The organism is Gramella sp. MT6 (assembly GCF_019357415.1).
In the GTDB taxonomy this organism is placed as follows: Bacteria; Bacteroidota; Bacteroidia; order Flavobacteriales; family Flavobacteriaceae; genus Christiangramia.
Map to the genome: position 1 here is coordinate 1,542,891 of NZ_CP048410.1, position 22,398 is coordinate 1,565,288.

General features: G+C 38.5%; 14 protein-coding genes. 7 read left to right on the forward strand and 7 right to left on the reverse strand.

Annotated features, from left to right (window positions below; genetic code table 11):
* Nucleotides 1-183 precede the first annotated feature (183 nt).
* Nucleotides 184-4,041, forward strand: coding sequence for a triple tyrosine motif-containing protein (locus G3I01_RS06970; protein WP_219552262.1), 3,858 nt, complete (start codon nt 184-186; stop codon nt 4,039-4,041).
* 77 nt (nt 4,042-4,118) lie between these two features.
* On the opposite strand, the gene G3I01_RS06975 is transcribed toward G3I01_RS06970, so the two are convergent.
* From G3I01_RS06975 to G3I01_RS06990, 4 genes are all read right to left on the reverse strand, one after another.
* Nucleotides 4,119-6,518 (reverse strand): glycoside hydrolase family 31 protein, encoded by a 2,400-nt coding sequence (locus G3I01_RS06975; RefSeq protein WP_219552263.1) that lies wholly within the window; start codon nt 6,516-6,518, stop codon nt 4,119-4,121.
* 64 nt (nt 6,519-6,582) lie between these two features.
* Nucleotides 6,583-8,490: a 1,4-alpha-glucan branching protein GlgB gene (gene glgB, locus G3I01_RS06980; protein ID WP_219552265.1), complete on the reverse strand. Its 1,908-nt coding sequence runs from the start codon at nt 8,488-8,490 to the stop codon at nt 6,583-6,585.
* Nucleotides 8,491-8,498: 8 nt separating this feature from the next.
* Nucleotides 8,499-10,145 (reverse strand): trehalose synthase, encoded by a 1,647-nt coding sequence (locus tag G3I01_RS06985; RefSeq protein ID WP_219552267.1) that lies wholly within the window; start codon nt 10,143-10,145, stop codon nt 8,499-8,501.
* A 4-nt stretch (nt 10,146-10,149) separates the two neighbouring features.
* Complete coding sequence (locus G3I01_RS06990) at nt 10,150-12,093, reverse strand: alpha-1,4-glucan--maltose-1-phosphate maltosyltransferase (protein ID WP_219552268.1); 1,944 nt, start codon at nt 12,091-12,093, stop codon at nt 10,150-10,152.
* Nucleotides 12,094-12,320: 227 nt separating this feature from the next.
* On the opposite strand from G3I01_RS06990, the gene G3I01_RS06995 reads away from it, so the two are divergent.
* Nucleotides 12,321-13,304, forward strand: coding sequence for a hypothetical protein (locus G3I01_RS06995; RefSeq protein WP_219552270.1), 984 nt, complete (start codon nt 12,321-12,323; stop codon nt 13,302-13,304).
* 32 nt (nt 13,305-13,336) lie between these two features.
* Here the strand turns inward: G3I01_RS06995 and G3I01_RS07000 are convergent, their stop codons facing one another.
* Nucleotides 13,337-13,966 carry a diheme cytochrome c-553 gene (locus G3I01_RS07000; RefSeq protein WP_219552273.1) on the reverse strand — a complete coding sequence of 210 codons (630 nt, stop codon included), beginning with the start codon at nt 13,964-13,966 and terminating at the stop codon, nt 13,337-13,339.
* A 151-nt stretch (nt 13,967-14,117) separates the two neighbouring features.
* Here G3I01_RS07000 and G3I01_RS07005 point away from each other — a divergent pair, with 151 nt between their 5' ends.
* On the forward strand, nt 14,118-14,582 hold the full coding sequence (locus G3I01_RS07005) for an RNA methyltransferase (protein ID WP_219552275.1): 465 nt from the start codon (nt 14,118-14,120) through the stop codon (nt 14,580-14,582).
* Nucleotides 14,583-14,584: 2 nt separating this feature from the next.
* On the opposite strand, the gene G3I01_RS07010 is transcribed toward G3I01_RS07005, so the two are convergent.
* Nucleotides 14,585-16,030: a TonB-dependent receptor gene (locus tag G3I01_RS07010; protein ID WP_219552277.1), complete on the reverse strand. Its 1,446-nt coding sequence runs from the start codon at nt 16,028-16,030 to the stop codon at nt 14,585-14,587.
* Nucleotides 16,031-16,212: 182 nt separating this feature from the next.
* Here G3I01_RS07010 and G3I01_RS07015 point away from each other — a divergent pair, with 182 nt between their 5' ends.
* Both G3I01_RS07015 and G3I01_RS07020 read left to right on the forward strand, forming a co-directional pair.
* A complete protein-coding gene (locus G3I01_RS07015; RefSeq protein WP_219552279.1) occupies nt 16,213-17,712 on the forward strand; it encodes a carboxypeptidase-like regulatory domain-containing protein in 1,500 nt (499 codons plus the stop codon).
* 52 nt (nt 17,713-17,764) lie between these two features.
* On the forward strand, nt 17,765-18,214 hold the full coding sequence (locus G3I01_RS07020) for a VOC family protein (RefSeq protein ID WP_219552281.1): 450 nt from the start codon (nt 17,765-17,767) through the stop codon (nt 18,212-18,214).
* Here the strand turns inward: G3I01_RS07020 and G3I01_RS07025 are convergent.
* Nucleotides 18,211-19,749, reverse strand: a complete 1,539-nt coding sequence (locus G3I01_RS07025) for a SulP family inorganic anion transporter (RefSeq protein WP_219552283.1) — start codon at nt 19,747-19,749, stop codon at nt 18,211-18,213. The two genes, G3I01_RS07020 and G3I01_RS07025, sit on opposite strands and share 4 nt — an antisense overlap.
* Before the next feature lie 247 nt (nt 19,750-19,996).
* On the opposite strand from G3I01_RS07025, the gene era reads away from it, so the two are divergent.
* A complete protein-coding gene (era, locus tag G3I01_RS07030) occupies nt 19,997-20,884 on the forward strand; it encodes a GTPase Era (protein ID WP_219552285.1) in 888 nt (295 codons plus the stop codon).
* A gap of 77 nt (nt 20,885-20,961) precedes the next feature.
* A complete protein-coding gene (gene der / locus G3I01_RS07035; RefSeq protein WP_219552287.1) occupies nt 20,962-22,266 on the forward strand; it encodes a ribosome biogenesis GTPase Der in 1,305 nt (434 codons plus the stop codon).
* Nucleotides 22,267-22,398: the final 132 nt, after the last annotated feature.

Consider the following 22,398-nt stretch of genomic DNA (forward strand, 5'->3'; position numbering starts at 1 on the left):
GATATGCGTTTGTATATTTTGGTTAGCCTTTTTTTATTATTCTTATCAGTTTTTGTCTGAAAATTCCTTCTTTAATTTGTTAATATCATTTTAATAAATATGCTCTAAAATTCTAAATGGCAGAGGTTTATAAAACTCTTATTTCCTAAATTATCAATGTTTTCACTGTTTAAAATTTGAGATTTGGGGTATATTATATTCAGGACTCTGTTTTCCTTTATGATCATTTTAGGGATTACCGGTAAGCTTATCGGGCAGAATACAAATTTAGTTCAAAGGGTTAAGGCTATTGAGCCTTTTTCAAAAGCAGAAGTGGTACAAATTCAACAGGATTTAGGGAATAATCTCTGGATTACCACTCCGATGAAGATCACGAGATATAATTCTGTGGAGGTTGAAGATTACAACAAGTTCCGGAGAGTACCTCGGGAGATCGGCAATGAATACATAGCTACCTATACCGATTCTGAGAATAAAACCTGGCTTTACGGAAACCGTGGGATCGCAATTTTTCAACCAGACAAAAATCATTTTGAGTTTGTAAGTGATATCACCGGGAGGGTATACTCCATGAAAGAAGACCCAGGAAAGCAGTTATGGATCGCTGCAGAAAACGGTGTTTTTAAGCTGAACATCGATTCAAATAAAAATGATTTCGGACTTTCCAGATTCCTTTCTGAAAATACGCTGGCAAACGATATCGCCTTATTCGATAACAAGATCGTATTTGCCGGACCAAACGGAATCCTGACCATTGACAGGCGCTCTGGAAAATTCAATAAAATAGATCTTAGGTATCATAAGGATCTTCAGATAAGCAGCCTGCTGGCTCTGGAGAATATTCTGCTGATTGGTACGACCAACAAGGGTCTATACAAGATCGATGCTGATCTAAAGAACATTCAAAAGGTTTACTCGATACCTTATTCTATTTCACAGAATGAGATCACAGATATTACAAGTTTTGATGATGAGGTTCTTATTGCAACCAAAGGTACTGGAATCATAAGGTTGGATAAGGAGCTGAAATTGCTTGAGGATGGATCAATTTATCCGGAAAATGTTTACGAAGTCTTTCTGAATGAACAAAATCTATTATGGATAGTTGCTAAAGAAGGTCTGTTTTTGAGTAATTATTCAGGTATGGTCGTGGAAAAACTTAAAAACGATCCAAATAGATATTCAAGTCTTGGAGATAATTACGTGACTGCTGTAGAAAGGGATTCAAATGCTAAAGTTTGGTTTGGAACTGCCAAAGGTTTAAGTATTTGGGACACCAGAACAGATCGCTGGCAGCATATTCAAAATCTGAATTATAAAAAACATTTGAATGAACCCGATGAGATCACAAACCTGGCAGCTGTGGATGAGCATATGTGGGTTTCTACGGCTAATGACGGTGTTTATAAAATTAATATTCATACCCTTTTAAGGGCGCATTATTCCGAGGAGGCGCTTTATAAGATAAAAGTGAGCTCGGCTAATGCACTTTTCGTTGATTCCGGAAATAATATCTGGGTTGGAGGGGAGGAGGGCTATATCTCCAGGATCGCACCAAATAACCAGATAAAGAATTATCCGGTAAATAATGTCCAGGCCATCGCAGAACTTGGACCAAGGAAGATAATTCTTGCTACCGGTTCTGGCGTACACTCTTTAGATCCTAATACGGGAAGGTTAACCGATATTGAAAAACTTTCTGCTAGTCAAGGGATGATGTATTATGCAATGAACGATTTGAAGATCACCCAGAAAGGTATTGGGCTCTTTGCCACAAAAGGATCCGGACTAATATCTTATGATTTTAAAACTGAAGAAGTTGAAATCATAAATGAAGCTAGTGGTCTTCCATCCAATAATATCGGTGGAATAGCTATAAATGAAGATATGGGATACTGGATTTCCTCAGACGAAGGGATGGTTTATTATGAACCAGGGAATGATATTATTAAGGTTTATTCCGAATTAAACGGTTTGTCAACCTCCGAACTTACTACTGATTTTACCAGACTTGACGATGGTTCATTGGTATTGGGAAGTACCAGAGGAGTGAACATCTTCAAGCCTAAAACCATGCTTGCTCAGCAGGATCTCAAGCCTCGCCTTCAGATTAGGTCACTCTTTCTTCCAAAAAATAAAGACTCCGGAAAATCGAATATAGACCTGGCTAAAGCCAATGAAGTAGAACTTGATGAAAACACCGGTTTCAGGATCAGTTTCGCGGGATATTCCCATCTTGCTCCTGGAGATATTCAATATTCCTGGAAGCTGGAGGGCCTTGAAAATGACTGGAGTAAACCCTCATCTATAACCTATGCCAATTATTCTAATCTTGCACCCGGGACTTATACCTTCAAGGTAAAGGCGAAACTGGATGGTTCTGCCTGGACAAAACCTGAAACTTTGAATATCCAGGTAGCCGCAGTAGGAGGGACTATCAGTAGCGTTTACCTTTTCATGGGGATTAGCGTGCTGGCAATGGTAGTGATCTTTGTGGTGGTTTTTATTAAAAGGTCAAAGAATGCTGAACTGGCGGCGAGGGCAGAATTGCGCGATCAGCTCCAAAAAGAGTTTAAGAAGCCTGTGGAAAGCGCGGTAAAATCTCTTAGTAAGATTTCTTCCGAAGCTGAACAGGGAAGCAATGAAGACCTGCAGCGATATGCCGCCAGGTTTGATGATCTTTTCAATCAGATCCTGAACTTCAATTATCAGGGTTCGGTTTACGAAATTTCGAAGATCCATTTAAAGACCCATCTACCCAATTTGATAAAAGAAATTGAGCCGGTATATAATCTAAAGGACCTTGAAGTGATCATTAACGATCAATGGGGAGAGGAAGGTTTTTATTATAACATGGAAATGCTCGATAAAATCATGCTTAGTCTTATCTCTGGCAGCGCCGGTTATTCTCTAAAGAACGGTAAAATTATCATCAATCTTATAGGAACAAGTATTGGAGATCTAAAGTTACAGATAACCGATAATGGAAGGGGAATTCCTGAAAGCGATCTTAGGATCCTGGAAAAGAAAAAGCCTTTAGGATCATCCCCAGGATTTAGGGATAAAGGCGGATTACGGTATATTCTTAAAGCAAAGGATCTCATTAATAAAGCAGGTGGAAGCTTTAGCTATGAAACCGAAAAAAATGAAGGTTCTACCTTTACGGTCGTACTGAAGAACAGAAAAGAAGATTATCGTAAAGTGCCGGAAAGAGCGGCTGCTATTTTAAAGGCTGAAACATCGAAGCCCAGGGAAAAGTTCGAAATTCCTTCTGGTCTTACTCATCTAGGCGAAAGCAAGATCCTAATCATTGAAAGCGAAACCAGGAATAGGGAACTCCTGGTAAGAGGAATTGGTGAATATTGCCAGATCTATCAGGCGACCAGTGCTGAAGAAGGGCTGGAGAAAGCAGGAATGATATTTCCAGATATAATTATTGCTGCAACCATTTTGCCCGAAATGAATGCTTTTCAGCTTTCAAAGATGATAAAAAGGAATATCGGTCTTAACCATATTAATATCTTCCTGGTAGCAGATGAAGATCAGCAAATTAATGATTTGCAGTTAGATGAAATGACCGAAGTTATTAGAAAGCCTGTGGATATTATTGATCTGCTGGAAAAGATCTCGAAAATACTTATCTGGCAACGGGACCTCAGGAATTCTTACGTGAAGTCTTATAAGGAACATTCCCAGCCTGAATTCAGAACAGAGAGTGATAAGAAATTCATTCACGGCCTGAATGATGTTATTATTCAGAATATCAATAACGAGAATTTTACGGTGCACGATCTAAGCGCTGCCCAGGGGATTACCAGTAATACTTTGTTTATGAAACTTAAAAGCCTGGTGGATCTTTCACCGCAAGATTTTATGGAATTCACAAGACTGAATTACGCGAGGGACCTTATGGAGCACACAGATATGAATGTGATGGAAATAGCCTATAAATCTGGTTTCTCCAGCCCGAAAATTTTCGATAGTTCACTGAAAAAATTCTATGGACATAGCATAAGTGAATCTGTAGAGAAAGGATCTTAATACCAATTGCCCTGACAAAAATTAGCCTGTCTGGATCATTTCCAGACAGGCTAATTATATTAAGAATGAGACCTGGATTATCCTACCAGGTGGAGTTCACTAAATTCTTTGTCTATGATCATAGAATTTTCTTCGGCATTAAAATGAAGGTTCTCCAGTGGTACTTCTTCATTTTCATAGAATACTTTCTTGATCTTAAAAGGAAGACCGTGTAATTTCAATTTAAAGCTGGTATAAGGAGCTGAATATTTTCCACTCTTATGTTGCTGTAAAATGATCTCATCTTCCTTCCCGGTCATCTTAAAAGTACGCAGGCTATATACATTCTGACGATATTCATATCCATCATGAGCATCTTCATAAAACTCTGAATTTTCCTTTCCGAGTTTATAATATAGGTCCAGCGTCATTTGTTCCATTTTAATCTGATCTACATATTGCTGAACCGGATATTTTGGAATAACGGCACCTTCCTTTATATAAATAGGGATGATATCCAAAGGAGCGTCCACCCACATTTCTTTTCCACCAACAATGAGTTTATCGTTCCAGAAGTTATACCATTTTCCTCTAGGGATATACATTCGTCGTCCCTGTACATTTGGTTCCTGCACTGGGCAAACCAGGATCTGATTTCCGAATATAAATTCATCAGATCTGTAATGTGTCTGTACATCTTCCTGGTCAAAATAAACCAGAGGTTTCAATATTGGCATACCTTCCTGAACATAATTATGGAATGCTGTATAGAGGTATGGTAATAATTGGTACCTCAATTCCACAAATTTCCTGGCAATGTCCAGAACTTCTTCCCCAAAGAACCATGGTTCCTGTTCCCCGTGATCACCTGAAGAGTGTACACGGCAAAATGGATGGAAGATTCCCAACTGTAGCCATCTAGCATAAAGTTCTCCCGAGGGTTGTTCTGCAAAACCGCCAATATCAGATCCTGAGAAACTCATTCCGCTCATACATAATCTCTGTATCTGCACGTTTGCAAGCCAAAGGTGTTCCCAGGTAGCCACATTATCTCCCGTCCATGTAGAAGTATATCGCTGTCCTCCAGAATAATTTGCACGGGTAATGATGAATGGTCTTTTTGGGAAATTGTATTTCTTAACTCCTTCATAAGTAGCCCGCGCCATTTGCATTCCGTAGATATTGTGAGCTTTACGGTGACTACATCTATGCCCGTCGTAATCATGGCGTACATCAAGAGGGAAAGTTTTTCCTGGTACTTCCATTACTGCCGGCTCGTTCATATCATTCCAGACACCTTTTACGCCTATATCGCCAATTAATTCACGATATAAACCACTCCACCATTCTCTTACTTCGGGATTGGTAAAGTCTGGGAAATAACATTCTCCCGGCCATACTTTTCCGCGCATATAGGGACCGTCAGCTCTTCGGCAGAAATAATTTTTCTCCAGGGCTTCCTTGAAAATATCATAGCTAAGGTCTATTTTGATTCCAGGATCTATAATGGCTACTGTTTTAAAGCCATCTTCTTCCAGCTCTGCCACCATTCTTTTTGGGTCTGGAAAATATTCTTTGTTCCAGGTGAAACATCTGAAACCGTCCATATAATCGATATCCAAATAGATCGCATCACAAGGAAAATTCAATTCCCTGAATTTTGAGGTGATCTCTTTTACTTTACTTTCAGGATAATAACTCCATTTACATTGATGAAATCCAAGTGCCCACATAGGCGGTAACTCTGGTTTACCGGTAAGATCTGTGTAGGTAGTAAGAACATCATTCATTTGTGGTCCGTAAATGAAATAATAATTCATTTCGCCACCATCTGCCCAGAAACTGGTAACATGTCTTCTTTCAGCACAAAAGTCGAAATGTGTTTTAAAAGTATTATCGAAGAAGATCCCATAAGACACATTGCTGTGCAAGCCCATGTAGAAAGGCACCGCCTTGTAAAGCTCGGTAGTATCCTTTCCATAAGCATATTGATCTGTATTCCACAGGCTTAGTCTTTTTCCCTTAAGGTTAAAGTTGGTGGGTTTATCTCCTAGACCGAAGAAGTTCTCCTGGTCCCTCGAAGACTTGCTCATTTTTACAAAATTGCCTCCAAATTCAAAACTCTCTTCCCAGTGGAAACCAAGTTCATCCTCAAGGATAGGTTTTCCGTTCAGGTCATACATTCCAACACGAATGTCATCTCGGGCAACTTTACAAATGAATTTTTCTGTAGTGATCACAATATGAGTTTCGGTTTCTTCAACTTTAAGCTGATTAAAACCGTGAGGGTGATTTTCATCTACGGCATAAGAAAAGTCATCTTCAAAAATTCCGGTAGTGGAATATCTTAATCTAAGCATGTTATCACGTAGCACCCTAATATGGAGGCGAACCCCATTTTTAGTAATAAAATCAATGGTGTCCTGGTCGTATTCGTAAGATAACAATGCGGTGGGATACAAATTCCCTTTATGTTCTAGTTCTGTATTGGTAATCATAGCCTTACAATCTTTATTGAAAAATACAAAAGAAGCTTATTCTACTGAATTTTTATTTAGTTGTTCATAAAATTTCAAAAACAACAGTGCCTAATGGCGGAATGGAAATTTCTGTAGAATGATCTTTTCCGTGGGCGGAAATTTCTTCAGTTTTTATGGATTTGTTCTTTAAGCCGGAGCCCCAGTATTTCTTATCGTCTGAATTGAAAACTTCTTTGAGCTTTCCTTTAGATGGCAATCCGATCCTGTAATCTTTTAGTATGGTAGGAGTGAAATTACACACGATTACCAAAGTATCTTTTGCATCATTTCCCTTTCTCAAATAGCTCAAGACCGAATTTTGACTGTCATCATACGCGATCCATTCAAATCCTTCCGCTGAAAATTGCTTTTCATATAGAGCCGGTTTGCTTTTATAAAGTTTGTTGAGATCTGTAAGTAATTTTTTGATTCCCTGATGAGGTTCGTATTCCAAGAGATGCCAGTCCAGACTCGTATTGTAGTTCCATTCTTCATATTGCCCGATTTCGGCTCCCATGAAGAGTAATTTCGCACCCGGATGAGTGAACATATAGGAATATAACAACCTTAAATTGGCGAATCTCTGCCATTCATCTCCCGGCATTCTTCCCAATAAAGATTTCTTTCCGTAGACAACTTCATCGTGACTTAAGGGAAGAGCAAAATTTTCAGTAAAAGTATAGGTCATACTAAAGCTAATATCATTATGATGATATTGCCGGTAAATAGGGTCTTTTTTAAAATATTCAAGAGTATCGTGCATCCAGCCCATCATCCATTTCATCCCGAAACCAAGTCCTCCAAGGTCTACAGGTCTGGATACCATAGGAAAAGATGTGGACTCTTCAGCAATGGTTTGCACCCCTTCAAAACTTTTATAAACCTCAGTATTAAGATCTCTTACAAAACTAATGGCATCAAGGTTTTCACGACCTCCGTGTTCATTAGGCTCCCATTCGCCATCTTCTCTGGAATAGTCTAAATATAACATTGAGGCAACAGCATCTACTCTAAGGCCATCTACATGATATTTATCCAACCAGAAAACGGCATTACTTATAAGGAAGGAGCGAACTTCATTTCTTCCGTAGTTAAAGATGAGACTTTTCCAGTCTGGATGATATCCTTTGCGAGGGTCTGGGTGCTCATATAAGTGAGAACCATCAAAAAAGCCGAGACCATGTTTATCTTCCGGGAAATGTGAAGGCACCCAATCCAGGATCACTCCAATTCCAGCCTTATGAAAAGCGTCCATTAATTCCATGAATTCCTGAGGTGTTCCAAATCTGGAGGTAGGAGCAAAATATCCGGTAAGCTGATAGCCCCATGAAGGATCATATGGATATTCCATAATTGGCATAAATTCTACGTGAGTAAAACCAAGTTCTTTAACATACGAAACCAGCTCGTCTGCCATTTCGCTATAAGTTAAAGACCGGTGCTCATGCATATTCTTTCTCCAGGATCCTAAATGAACTTCATATACAGAATATGGGCTGTCCAGTGAATTCTTATCTTTCCTGGTAGAAAGATATTTTTTGTCTTTCCATTTATAATCCAGGTCCCAAACGATAGATGCGGTATTTGGCGGATGCTCACATTTTAAAGCGTAAGGATCTGCTTTTTCCAGCTTCATATCGCTGTTATTAGAATGTATCTTGTATTTATATTTCGCTCCTTTTTCTACACCTGGGATAAAACCTTCCCAAATACCGCTTTCATCCCAGCGGACATTTAATGGATGCTCTCCCTCGAGCCAGAAATTAAAATCTCCAATGACAGAAACAGATTTGGCCGTAGGTGCCCAAACGGCAAAATAAACACCTTTTTCACCATTGACTTCCATGATATGAGCGCCAAATTTTTCATAGAGTCTATAATGCTTTCCTGCTCTGAATAATGATATATCGAAATCTGAAAATAAAGAGTGTACCTGTACTTCTTTTTTCATAGTTGGTTTTAGTTTTTCTTGTTCTTTAAAATGCTGGCTATTCCTCTTAAGGGAATGATGGTCCAGCGCGGCCTGGAATTCAATTCATAGCCTAATTCATATACCGCCTTTTCCAGAAGGCAATAATCCAGTAAAAATTCTATTTCCTGTTTATAACCAATGTTAAGATTTTCGGTTTGTACCTTATCTACATAGGTTTCCATAAATACACCAATCATATACTTATACAAAACTTCCCCAGCCTTGAACATTTCGTCCTGTGAGGTAGAAAAGCTGCCAGTGTTATTAAAAATCGTGGAATAAATAGCATAATGGAAAGATCTAAACATACCTGCAACATCCTTTAATGGTGGTTGCTTTACTTTTCTATCCTGAATAGTGCTTTCTGGTTCACCCTCAAAATCCAGTAAATAAAAATCATCATGATCTACAAGGACCTGTCCCAGATGGTAATCACCGTGTATCCTGATGCGTTCACTTTTCATTTTGGTCCAGTCGAAATTCAGAAAATGTTCCCTGATCTCTTTTTTCTTATCCAGGAAGTCGTTCGCCAGTTTGAGCGCCTCACCATCCAGCTTATGCATGTTATTTTCGATGGTATTGAGCCTGTTTTGGAACATATAGATAAGCCTGTTCTTTAACCATACCGCATAATCACCATTATATTTTGTGGGTGTGAATGCAGTGTCCTGCATGTCGCTTCCCAGTGCTATATGCATTTCAGCGGTTCTCAGCGCCAGTTTGGAAACCTTCAGAAAAATATTGAGACCTGCGAAATCAATGATTTCTGGCGGGATCGTATTTATAGGTTGTCTTTGATAAAGAGAAATATCGGGCAGGTTGTTAACCTTGATCTTTTTCTTTTCAATATTGGAAAAAACCGACTTTAATTCCTGCAGCATATATTTCCAGGCATCTCCCTCGTTTTCCAGCAAGTCCTGCATTAACGAAAGAGTTATGGTATCTCCATTGACCAGGGCCAGGTTGATACTTCCCACGTAGGCCGGAGTATTCTTAAAATTACTTTTTTCAGTTAAGAAACGGCTAATTTCATAATCTGGGTTTTTACTGGTATAGATCCTCCTGAAGAATTTCATCACAAATTTTTCATTGTAGATGATCGAGGTGTTGCTTTGTTCGCCTCCCATGAATTTGGAAGATTTATATTTCACCGGTTTTACAGTTTCAGATCTGTGAAAAATGACCTTATCGTCTTCCTGGTCTGAAGTGTAGGCCATGATCTTATCAAACACCAGGTGTCTAAAATCTTCAATATGCAGTGCATCTATGAGATATCCTTCTTCTCCCTTAAAGGTAACCGGAGCAATGACGGTATTCGTTTCCAGTTTGTCTTTGGAATCGGGGATAAAACTTAAAGGAATAAAGTAATCCTGAAAAAAAGCTTCACTAAAGTTGATCTCTATTAAAACCCCGTAAAAGGTATTTTTTTCTGAACTCAGTTTACCGTGATCTACGACCTCGATATATTTTAGAGTGCTTGACTTTCCGGCATACCAGCGTTTTTTCAGAATATAATCCTCAAGAATTTCAGTGCTGAAGGTCTTGATGAATTCCTGGTCTTCAAATGCATCTTCCCAGGTGCATTTAAATTGAAAGTCTGAAGTGTTGATCTCTGGTTTAGCCTTTTTGTTCATACTCTTAATTTTTATGAATTCGGAATAGGTGGAATGGCATACCCGGATGCAATTCTACATAGCACCATTCCTGGTCCCAATGGTAAGAATTGCCAGTTATAAGGTCTTCTACAGTGATAGATTGTCCAAAATCGAGTCCCAGTTCGTGTCGTGGGACTTTTACCGAGGCTTGTTTAAAATTGTATGGATCCAGGCTTAGCACCATAAGCGTATTATTCTCCCTGGCCTCATCAAATTTGTAATAGGCCATCATGCCATCGTCATGGATCTCGCAAAACTGGATGTTATTGGTTTGCTGCAGGGAGGGATTTGATCTTCTGGCCTGGTTTATCCTGGTGATCACGCGCATTAATTTATTCTCTGCCTTCCAGTCCCAATGCCTTATCTGGTATTTTTCAGAATCATGATATTCTTCTTTTCCAGGAACGGCATCTGAGATCATAAATTCGAAAACAGGCCCATAAATACCGGTATTAGAACTTAAAGTAGCGGCCAGGAAATATCTTATCATATACAGAGATTCATTGGCTCCCTGTAGATGAAAAGGATTAATATCTGGAGTATTAGGCCAGAAGTTAGGTCTAAAATATTCTTTCAGGTCGGTCTTTGTAAGTTCATTTACATATTCCGTTAATTCATGTTTATTAGTTCGCCAGGTGAAATAGGTATAAGATTGGGTAAAGCCCTGTTTGGCAAGTTGCTCCATGATCTTAGGCCGGGTAAAGGCTTCAGAAAGGAAGAGTGTATCAGGATGTTTTTTCTTTACTTCAGCTATAAGCCAACCCCAGAAATAGAAGGGTTTGGTGTGCGGATTATCTACCCTGAAAATATTTATTCCTACCTCTTCTATCCAGTATAATACTATATCCCGGAACTCAGACCACATTTTCTTCCACTCGTCAGATTCAAAATGAATGGGGAGAATGTCCTGATACTTCTTTGGTGGATTTTCAGCATACTGAATACTACCATCTGGTCGCCACTTAAACCATTTTGGATGTTGTTTCACATAAGGGTGGTCTGGTGCGGCCTGTAAAGCAAAGTCCATGGCGATCTCTATGTCCAGATCCTTCGCCCGGTCTACAAGCGATTTAAAATCCTTTAGGTCTCCCAATTCCGGATGAAGATCTGTATGGCCACCTTTTTCTGAACCTATGCCCCAGGGTGACCCAACGTCACCTGGTGCGGCATCTGTCGCATTGTTCTTTCCTTTTCTATTTACCTCTCCAATTGGATGGACTGGAGGGAAGTAAAGAACATCGAACCCCATTTCTGCGATTCTTGGAAGTATGTTTTCGCAATCTTTAAAAGTTCCATGCTTGTTTTCTTCAGGTGAAGCAGAGCGTGGAAAAAATTCATACCAGGTACTGAATCGTGCTTTTTTACGGTCTACATAAACCGGTAATTTTTTAGTTTCATAGGGAACAGCCTTTATAGGATAATTTATAAATATATTTTCCAGGTCCTGATTAACACAAATATTGACCGCTTCGTCATATTCTTCTTTATTCTGAAAAGTTGAGATAGCACGTTTAACCAGTTCAGCTTCAGATTTCGTACATTTTTTAAGAATAGGCTTCAGCAATTCTGCTCCTTCCAGTAATTCAGAATTTACATGCTGGCCATCCTCGATCTTTTTTACAATACCGTGGCGCCAGTTTAATCCGTGATCTTCCCAACCCTGAAGGTAATATTCATAATCTCCCTGCTTTTCTACGTTAAAGTGACCACTCCAGCTATCATTTACGGTTGGGAGCATTCTAGATTCGTTCCAGCTTCTTTGTTTATTGTGCTTATAAAAAACGGAAGCCTGAATAATATCATGGCCATCTCCAAATATGTCTGCACTTACCTGAACGATCTCATTCACCACTCTTTTTATGGGATATTCCCCACAGTTAACTTCAGGTTCTATATTTTCAATAACAATTCTGCTCTTTTCCAGCATATGAGTTCTATTTTATGTAATTCATGAATAACCAGAATCTTAAATTTAATAAACTGAAATCTAATTAAGCAGCTATTTTGAAACTTGTTTAGATTTTTGACAATTAATTAAGTTTTAGGGGTTTATATTTTTAATATTCTTTGCTAATTCTTGGTGTTCTTGTGAAAATTTAAGAATTTAGAGTAAGCCCTGATAAATTTTAAATCAATCATTCAATTTCTATATATATGAAAATCAGGAGATTCACTTCAGTATTTGCCCGGGTAATTTTTTTATTAATTTTTAGTTTCATGATCTTCGCCTGCCAGGATGGGAAGAGAAAAGATGGGGAGGAGAAAGAAGAAGTTACCGATACTAAAAAGCAGGATAAGGAAAAGACTTCAGATGTTATTACCGTAGTAACAAATGCTATGGAATTCAAGACCAAAGACGAATGGACCTCAGGATGGAAAACTGTGAAATATCGCAATAATTCCAATGAGACACATTTTATCCTTTTTGATAAATACCCTGAAGGAAAAGGTATTGAAGATGCAGAAAAGGAGATAGGACCACCCTTTCAGGAAGGTATGGATATGATCAACGCAGGTGAGTTTGAAAAAGCCAATGTTGCGTTTGGTAAATTACCAGAATGGTTTCAGAAAGTTGAATTCACCGGTGGGGTTGGCCTTATTTCAGCAAAAAGCACAGCGCAGTCTACCTTCTATCTTGAACCGGGAACGTATATCATTGAGTGCTATGTGAAAATGGCCAATGGAGTTTTTCACAATACTCAGGGAATGGCGAAAGAAATTAAAGTTACCCAGGCAGATAGTACCGATGTAGGTATAACTGCAGATTATACTATAAACATTGCGGCCAATGAAGGCATCACTTTCAACGATAATGTTTCTCCCGGGGAAAAGATCTTCAAAGTGGAATTTGGAGAACAAAAGGTTCATGAGAATTTCGTGATGCACGATGTTCACCTGGTATGGGTAGATGAAGGTGCCGACCTTTCAAAATTGAACAGCTGGATGAACTGGGCAGATCCCAATGGTTTGCAGACTCCGGCGCCAGAAGGCTTTAGATTTATAGGAGGAATGCAGGAAATGGCCGAGGGAGGAACTGGTTATTTTACCGCAGAACTAAGACCAGGTAATTATGTGCTTATTTCAGAAATTCCCGACCCTCAAAGTAAAGGCTTTCTGAAAACCTTCAGTGTGAAGTAAAAATAGATCCCGCTTTTTGGCGGGATTCATTTTTAAGCTGTTTTTAAACTATCGAGTTTGTTCGGAGGAATGGGAGCCGGTACCGCATTCTCGATAGGCTTGGTACTTTTCAGGTATTTGAACATAGATTCCAGATCTTCATCAGATAGTTTACCAAAATTTTGCCAGGGCATTGGTGGTAGGATCATTCGCCCACCTTTATCTCCTTTTAACTTCCCTTCTCTCATTGCGGTTTTAAAGCGTTCTGGAGTCCAGTTTCCTATTCCGGTATCGTCTGAGGTAATGTTGGCTGCAAAAGAAACTCCCCAAGGACCCACAGCCGCTGTAAGGTCACCGTTGAATAACATCCATCCATTTTGTAATGCTTCAGAATTAATTTTAGGTAGGCTATCCCCGGTATGATAACCACTCAAAGCCAGTTCAGGGATCTCTTCGAGACCTCTTTCGGTGAATGATTTTGGAGAATGGCAGTCGCGACATCCAATAGTTTCTACAAGGTATTCACCTCGTTTTATGCTATCGTTCTTAGTCATTGTCTTTTGTTCCGGTACTTCCTTATAGTCCTTGTCATTGCAGGAAACCAGAAAAATCAGGGATAGGGCCAAGCTAAATTTTAGCGCATAATTATCCCATGGCTCATTTTTAAATTTAGTTTTAAACATGTGAAATTGATTGGTTGATTGAAATTAAATTTAATTCAAACATTTGAAATACAGTAAAATAACCATCGAATTTCTTTTTGATAAATATTATTAGCAATACCTGTAAGCAGGTATTTTATGGATGAATCTCAAAGAATATTACTTTTGTCTCATGGAAACAGATAATTTGAAACAGGGTTTTTTTGGGATTGGGATTCAGAACGGGAAAACGCCTGAAAACCTCGGGGTATTATGGAGATCGGCCCAGAATATGGGAGCTAGTTTTATATTTACTATAGGTAATCGCTATTCAAAACAGGCTTGTGATACTCATAAAGCAGTAGGAGCCATGCCTTATTTTCATTATAAAACCTTTGAAGATTTTTATGCTCATCTACCCAAAGGTGCTATGTTGGTTGGGGTAGAGCTAACCGAAGATGCACAGCCACTGGAGGACTTTAAACATCCAAGGCGTTGTGTGTATCTTTTGGGAGCTGAAGATCATGGATTATCTAATGCGGCTATCGAAAAGGCCCATTACCTGGTCAAATTTAAATCTACTCTTAGTCTGAATGTATCTGTAGCCGGAAGTATAGTTATGTATGATCGCGGTCTAAAAACAGATTTTTCTACCTGAGCCTAGCTGTGGGAAGCCTTTTCTTTTGAGAACATTTTCTTTTCCTTGATCATTTTGGCGGTTAATCCAGGAACCATTTTTTCCCATTCATTATTACCATCAAGGATCATTTCATATACCTTTCTCGGGTGAATATCTAAAGACTCTTCATCATAATCCTCAATATCGATCACCTTTCCGTTATCCACAAAGAACTTATAAAGCTCTTTGACTCTAGGATGTACTTTTAAAGTTTTACTGGTAATGATCTCACCTGTTTTTTCATCCTTTACAGGATATAAATAAACTTTCAGGCTTTTGAAAAATAGTTTTCCGAAAGCTTCTAAGATTCCACCGCTCAGATGACGGTAATATCTTTCATTAAATATATCGATGAGGTTGTCTACACCCATGACAAGTCCAAGTTCTTTTTTGGTATGCTGGGCGAAATATTCCACCACCTTATAATATTCCTGGAAATTGGAGATCATAACGGTTTGCCCGGAAGCGCATAACAGGTCTGCGCGATCTAAAAAGTCCTTTTCATTTATTTCATCATCTCCTTCAGATTTTAAATTGCTCAAGGTCATTTCGAAGATGATCACCGTTTTGTCTGGATCTACATTTTCCTGGTTCAAAAAAAGATTTCGTGCACTCAGGAACATATTTAAATTCAGATTTGTAACTGGTCTGAAGCTACCTCTAAGAGTGAGAATATGTTTTTTGTAAAGTACATTTGCCGGTAAAATATTATTCCCTTCAGGAGAAAACATCACGGCCTCGGTGATTCCTTCTTTAACCAGTTCCAGGCTCATTAACCTGTTATCCACATTTTCGAACACAGGACCCTTAAAATTTATCGAATCAATTTCGATCTTGTCCTTGCTTAAATGATCATATAATTTCTTGATTAGTTCCTTGGGATCATCACTTTGGTAGAAAGCGGCATATATAAGGTTCACCCCCATAATACCCAGGCTTATTTGCTGCTGTGAAGCATTGTTTTCATGAAACTGAACATGCAGGATGATCTCACTATACTCTTGTTTAGGTTCTCTCTGGAATTTAATTCCTAACCAGCCATGACCTTTATATTTTTTTGCCCAGTCTATAGTAGCTACTGTATTAGCATAACTAAAGAATAATTTATCTGGATATTTTTTTCTGGAAAGTCGCTGTTCTATAAGTTCCGCTTCATAATCTATCATCCTTTTCAGGCGTTCCACGGTCACATATCGGTTCTGTGGATCTAAACCGTAGATAGCATCACTAAAATCTTTATCATATGCACTAAGAGTTTTGGCTATGGTTCCTTTTGGATTCCCAGCCCTGAAAAAATGCCGAACCGTTTCCTGTCCCGCACCAATTTCTGCGAAGGTTCCGTAAATATTCTCATTCAGATTCAGTCTTGTACATTTATTCTGAATGGATAGAATATTTTCAAATTCATCTTCACTTAAAGCACTCATAGGGGTTGATTTTTTTGGTCACTGAAAGTTAGGAATATTATATGTGCCTGTCCTACATTTTAAGTAATGTTTAAAACAATTTTTCAAGTTTTACGGGTAATCAAGTAGATGAAATATCTTCTTTTAAATGCCACTTTTGTAACAATTTGATTGTTAAATCGTTTCATCTGAAAACCATCAAAATGAAAAATTCATTTCTTCTTAGCTTCATTCTTTTGCTTGTTTCTGCCTCGGTTTTTTCTCAGGAGTTTTCAGGAAAAGTCTTGGATGAAAAAACTAAAAAGCCTATTCCATTTGCTACAGTACAGTTTGCTAAAAACCGTGGTGTAATTACAAATGATGAAGGCTTTTTTACTATTAACAGACCTGCTTCTGAAATTGAGGAGCTTATGATCTCCTCTGTTGGCTATGAACCAAATCAAGTTAAGACTTTAGATACCGGAAATAATATTTTTTATCTAAAAACACAGGTGATACAGTTGGACGATGTTTTTATTAGTGATAAAAAATTAACCGGTAAGGAGATCATGGAGAAAGCGAAAGAAAGGGTTGAGGAGAATTATGATATTGGAACAATTAAGAAGCGATTTTTTTTCAGGGAGTCTAATCTCAATGCCGTAAAGAGATTCGATCTTGATGTTCAGGAAAGCAGTATCGCAGATATAGATCAAAATTTGATGGACAGTATTTCTGAAAGTATTCCGAAAAATGTGAATTCTTATATCGAAGCGCTTGGAGATTTTAAGGGAAATTATAAGTCTCAGGAAGTGGAGCTTATCAAAGGGGCTAACCTTTATAATCCGCAGAGCACCGCTTCCCTCGATAAACTTCTCGATAGGATGGATAATCTTTTCAAAGAGAATGTAAAACCAGATTCCTACCTGAAGATCAAATCTGGCCTGCTTGGGGTTAAAGTTGATGTGGATGAAATTATTGAGGAGAATGAGAAACCTGAAAATGAGCCTACCGAGGAGGAAATTGCAGAAACCGAAGCCAGGAAGAAGAAATCTGTGGTGGAGACTACAAATACTTATGTGGAATCATTATTGAATCATGCTTTCTGGAATGAGGAGGGTACTTTTAATCTTTTTGACAAACTCAATAAGTACAGATTTACAGTTGAGGGCTATACATATCTTGAATCCAGCCTGGTGTATATTATAAAATTTGAACCCAAAGGCAACGCAGATTTTAAGGGACAGGTCTATGTAGATACTGAAGATTATGGAGTTCATCGATTGGATTACGAGAATGTGAAACCACTGAAAAAATTCAAATTATTAGGAATAAGCAGCATTGATGATGTGTTTCGGGGAAAAATGATCTTTACAAAGAATGCTTCGGGACATTATCTGCCCAGATATATGGAAAGGGAAGCGGGTGAAAGTTTTGGAATAGACCGACCCTTGAAAATGATTGAAAAGAATAAAAATGTGATTGGCAAGCGGAAGCAAAATGAGCTGGATCTGGATATTCTTATAAACGTGAGTCAGCGAAACAAATATCAACTTATTTTCTTCTATCACTTTGATGAAGAAAATGCGGTAGCGATAGATGAAAGCTCTTCAAATGAATTTGAATATCAAACCCTTAAAAAATACGATCCAGATTTCTGGGATGGCTATAATATCATGGAACCAAATTCTGCCATAAAAGAATTTACTGCAATCGAATCGAAATAAATATCAAGCCTGGAAAAAAAGAACTATTTTCAAGGGATAATAACTATTCCTAATGAAAACTTTTTATTCCTGTATACTCTTTATTTTAATTATGGCTAATTCTAATGCGCAATCCAATCCGTTTCAGTTAATGAAAGATCATGATGCCCTCCAGGTAAAGGATTTGGATACTTCAGCAAAATTTTACGGTGAAGTATTAGGTTTGGAAGAAATCCCTAATGGAGGGCTTCCAGATCATATTCGGTGGTTTCAGCTTGGTGATAAAGTTCAGATCCATCTGATAGAAAGCGAATATGTTCCCGAAATAAACAAAGGAGTGCATATGAGTTTGAGTACCAATAAACTCAATGAACTCATGGATTTTCTAATTTCTGAAAATATAGATTTTGAGAACTGGCCTGGAGAGCCAAATACCACGAATACACGCCCAGATGGGGTCAAACAGATCTATCTCCAGGATCCTGACGGATACTGGATCGAGATCAATGACGGCAGTCTTTAGAGCTTATCGGTTGCTACCTTGTAGGTTGGATCTTCCAAAATATTCACCTCGATAAGGGCGTCTGCATTCTGCAGTAATCGTCTGCAGTCATTGCTTAGATGTCTTAAATGCACTTTTTTGCCAACCTTGCTGTAACGCTGAGTCACATTGTTTAGAGCTTCAATGGCAGACATATCGGCAACACGGCTATCCTTAAAATCGATTATTATCTCTTCAGGATCGTTTATTACATCAAATTTTTCCAGGAAGTTAGTGGTGGAGGCAAAGAATAAGGGCCCGTAAATTTCATAGTGCTTCACTCCATTTTCATCTATAGACTTTCGTGCTCTAATTCTCTTGGCGCTTTCCCATGCAAAGAACAATGCAGAAAGTATCACTCCAACCAGAACGGCAAGGGCTAAATTATGCAGGATGACTGTTATTAACGCAACTATAATAACCAGGAAAATATCCTTCTTAGGTACTTTATTAAAGATCTTTAAACTAGCCCATTCAAAAGTTCCAATTGCCACCATGATCATTACTCCCACGAGTGCAGCCATTGGGACCTGTTCAATTATAGGTGCACCAAAAAGTACGATTGCTAGAATGGTAAAAGCTGCAATTATTCCAGACAGTCGGGCTCTGGAGCCTGCAGATAAGTTTACCAGGGTTTGAGCTATCATTGGGCAACCACCCATTCCGAAGAAGAAACCGTTAAGTAAGTTCGCACCTCCCTGTGCTACACATTCCCTGTTACCATTTCCTTTGGTTTCGGTAATTTCATCTACCAGGTTCAAAGTAAGTAAACCCTCGGTTAATCCCACAGCAGCCATGATCATTGAATATGGTGCAATGGTTTCTAAAGTTTCCCAGGTTAAAGGGATATTTGGAATATGAAAAGGTGGAAATCCTCCACTTACTGAGGCAATGTCTTCTACGGTTTTAGTGTCTATTCCCAGGAAGTAAACCAGTATAAAAACTACGATAATTGCAACCAGAGAAGAAGGCACAGCTTTGGTTAGTTTGGGCAATAACACCACAATAGCTATGGTTAATGCGACCAGCCCTGCCATGATATACAGTGAAGTTCCGGAAAGCCATACAATATCACCGTTAACCACAGTTTTAAACTGATCCAACTGCGACATAAAGATTATTATAGCAAGCCCGTTCACGAATCCAAACATTACGGGGTGAGGCACTAAACGAATAAATTTTCCAAGCCTGAAGACTCCAATTGCAATCTGAATTACACCTGCCAGGGCTACCGCTGCAAGTACATATTCTAAACCATTAGACTTCATCAAGGCAATTAACACAATTACCGTTGCCCCAGCTCCGCCGGAAATCATTCCGGGTCTTCCACCGAATATTGCAGTAACCAGACCCATGATAAATGAAGCGTATAATCCCATTAGAGGAGGGAATCCAGCTAGAATAGCGAACGATAAAGATTCAGGAATCATGGTCATCGCTACGGTCAAACCGGCAAGTACTTCGGTTTTGTAATTAACTTCTTGTTTAAAGTCGAATAAGTTCAAAACTTTTTTCATAATCAGTCTTTTTCAGCTTGATTTTAAGAAGCGGCAAAAATAGTTATTAAAAATAGAAGCACAACCCGATTGGAATTTAGATTCAAAAAATTATTAAATTATGATTTTCAGCTACTTATATTTCTTTTTTTGGCAATTATGCAAATGAAAAGTTCAGTTTTGGAAGTAGCTGAGCCTCAATTGTTAGAAATTCAATAAAGATTAGGTAACAGAATCCAAATGAAATACCTTTGCAAAAATTATCATTATGGCGCATAAGGCCGGATTTGTAAATATTATTGGTAATCCCAATGTGGGAAAATCAACTTTGATGAACGCTTTTGTGGGTGAAAGACTTTCCATTATCACTTCAAAAGCGCAAACTACCCGTCACCGTATCCTTGGGATCGTGAACGGGGAAGATTTCCAGGTGATCTTGAGTGATACACCAGGAATCATTAAGCCTGCATATGAATTACAGGCTTCTATGATGGATTTTGTGAAATCTGCTTTTGAAGACGCAGATGTTCTTATTTATATCGTGGAAATTGGAGAACAGGGATTAAAAGATGAAGCATTTTTCAATAAGATCGCTCATTCTGAAGTGCCAGTTCTTTTATTACTGAATAAGATCGATAAATCTAACCAGGAACAACTGGAAGAGCAGGTTAAATACTGGTCAGAAAAAGTTCCTACAGCAGAAATTCATCCGATCTCGGCTTTAGAAGGCTTTAATGTTTCTGAAGTTTTCAACAGGATCATAGAATTGTTGCCAGAATCCCCGGCGTTCTATCCAAAAGATACGCTTACCGATAAACCGGAAAGATTCTTTGTAAACGAGATCATTCGGGAAAAGATCCTTATCCATTATAAAAAAGAAATCCCTTATAGTGTAGAGATCGAAACCAGTGAGTTTTTTGAAGAAGATGAGATCATCAGGATGCGAAGTGTGATCATGGTAGAGCGCGAAACTCAGAAGGGGATTATTATTGGACATAAAGGTGCTGCTCTAAAAAGAGTAGGAGTGGAAGCCAGAAAGGACCTGGAGAAATTCTTCGGAAAACAGGTGCATCTTGAATTGTACGTAAAAGTGAACAAAAACTGGCGTAGTGATTCAAAACAGCTCCGTAGATTCGGGTACAACGATAAAAAATAAACTTTTCAGCATAATACAGGAGTGAAGCTAATTGGTTAAAAACCACTATTTTTGCTGCCTGAAATTAATATATAGTTATGGGCAATATTGTCGCCATTGTGGGTAGGCCTAACGTAGGTAAATCAACTTTTTTCAACCGACTTATACAGCGTCGTGAAGCCATTATTGATTCTGTGAGCGGGGTTACTCGTGACAGGCATTATGGAAAGTCTGACTGGAATGGGAAGAAATTTTCATTAATAGATACCGGTGGATATGTAAAAGGTAGTGATGATGTCTTTGAAGCTGAAATCGACAAGCAGGTTGAACTTGCTATTGATGAAGCAGATGCCATCATTTTTATGGTAGATGTGGAGGACGGAGTAACTTCAATGGATGAAGAGGTTGCCAATTTGCTTAGAAAAGTGAATAAACCTGTTCTACTTGCGGTAAATAAAGTGGACAATAATAAACGCCTGGCCAATGCGGTGGAATTCTATTCACTTGGTTTAGGAGAATATTTCCCTATCGCCAGTACCAATGGTAGTGGAACGGGAGATCTTCTGGATGCGCTTATCGAAGCCTTGCCAGAGATCGAAGAAGAAGAAGAATCTGAATTACCAAGATTTGCCGTGGTTGGAAGACCAAATGCTGGGAAATCTTCATTTATAAATGCACTTATCGGTGAGGATAGATATATCGTAACCGATATTGCTGGAACAACCAGGGATTCTATCGATACTAGGTATAATCGTTTCGGTTTTGAATTTAACCTGGTGGATACTGCCGGGATCAGGAGAAAATCTAAGGTTAAGGAAAACCTTGAGTTCTATTCGGTAATGAGATCTGTTAGGGCTATCGAGAACTGTGATGTATGTTTAGTAGTTCTGGATGCAACCCGTGGATTTGATGGTCAGGTTCAGAATATTTTCTGGCTTGCCCAGAGAAATCATAAAGGTATCGTGATCCTGGTGAACAAGTGGGACCTTGTAGATAAGGAAACCAATACCATGAAAGAGTACGAGGCGATGATACGTCGTGAGATCGAACCTTTCACCGATGTACCGATCGTATTTATTTCAGTATTGACCAAGCAAAGAGTTTTTAAAGCAATTGAGACGGCCGTTAAGGTATTTGAGAATAGAAGTAAGAAGATCAAAACCCGTGAGTTTAATGATATCATGCTTCCAATTATCGAGAAAAATCCGCCGCCGGCTTATAAAGGAAAATATGTAAAGATCAAATTCTGTATGCAGTTACCAACACCGCATCCACAATTTGCTTTTTTCTGTAATCTTCCGCAATATGTAAGAGATCCTTATAAGAGGTTTTTAGAGAATAAATTGAGGCAGGAATTCGATTTTGAAGGTGTTCCAATTTCAATTTTCTTTAGAAAGAAATAGGAAGTCCTTACAAAGTAAATTAAGCCTTTTATCATATAATCACCCTGTAATTTGTTCTGCAAATTACCGGGTGATTTATTTAATGCCAATTCTGAAAATTTCCTAGCTCATTTTAAATGGGTGTAATTTGAA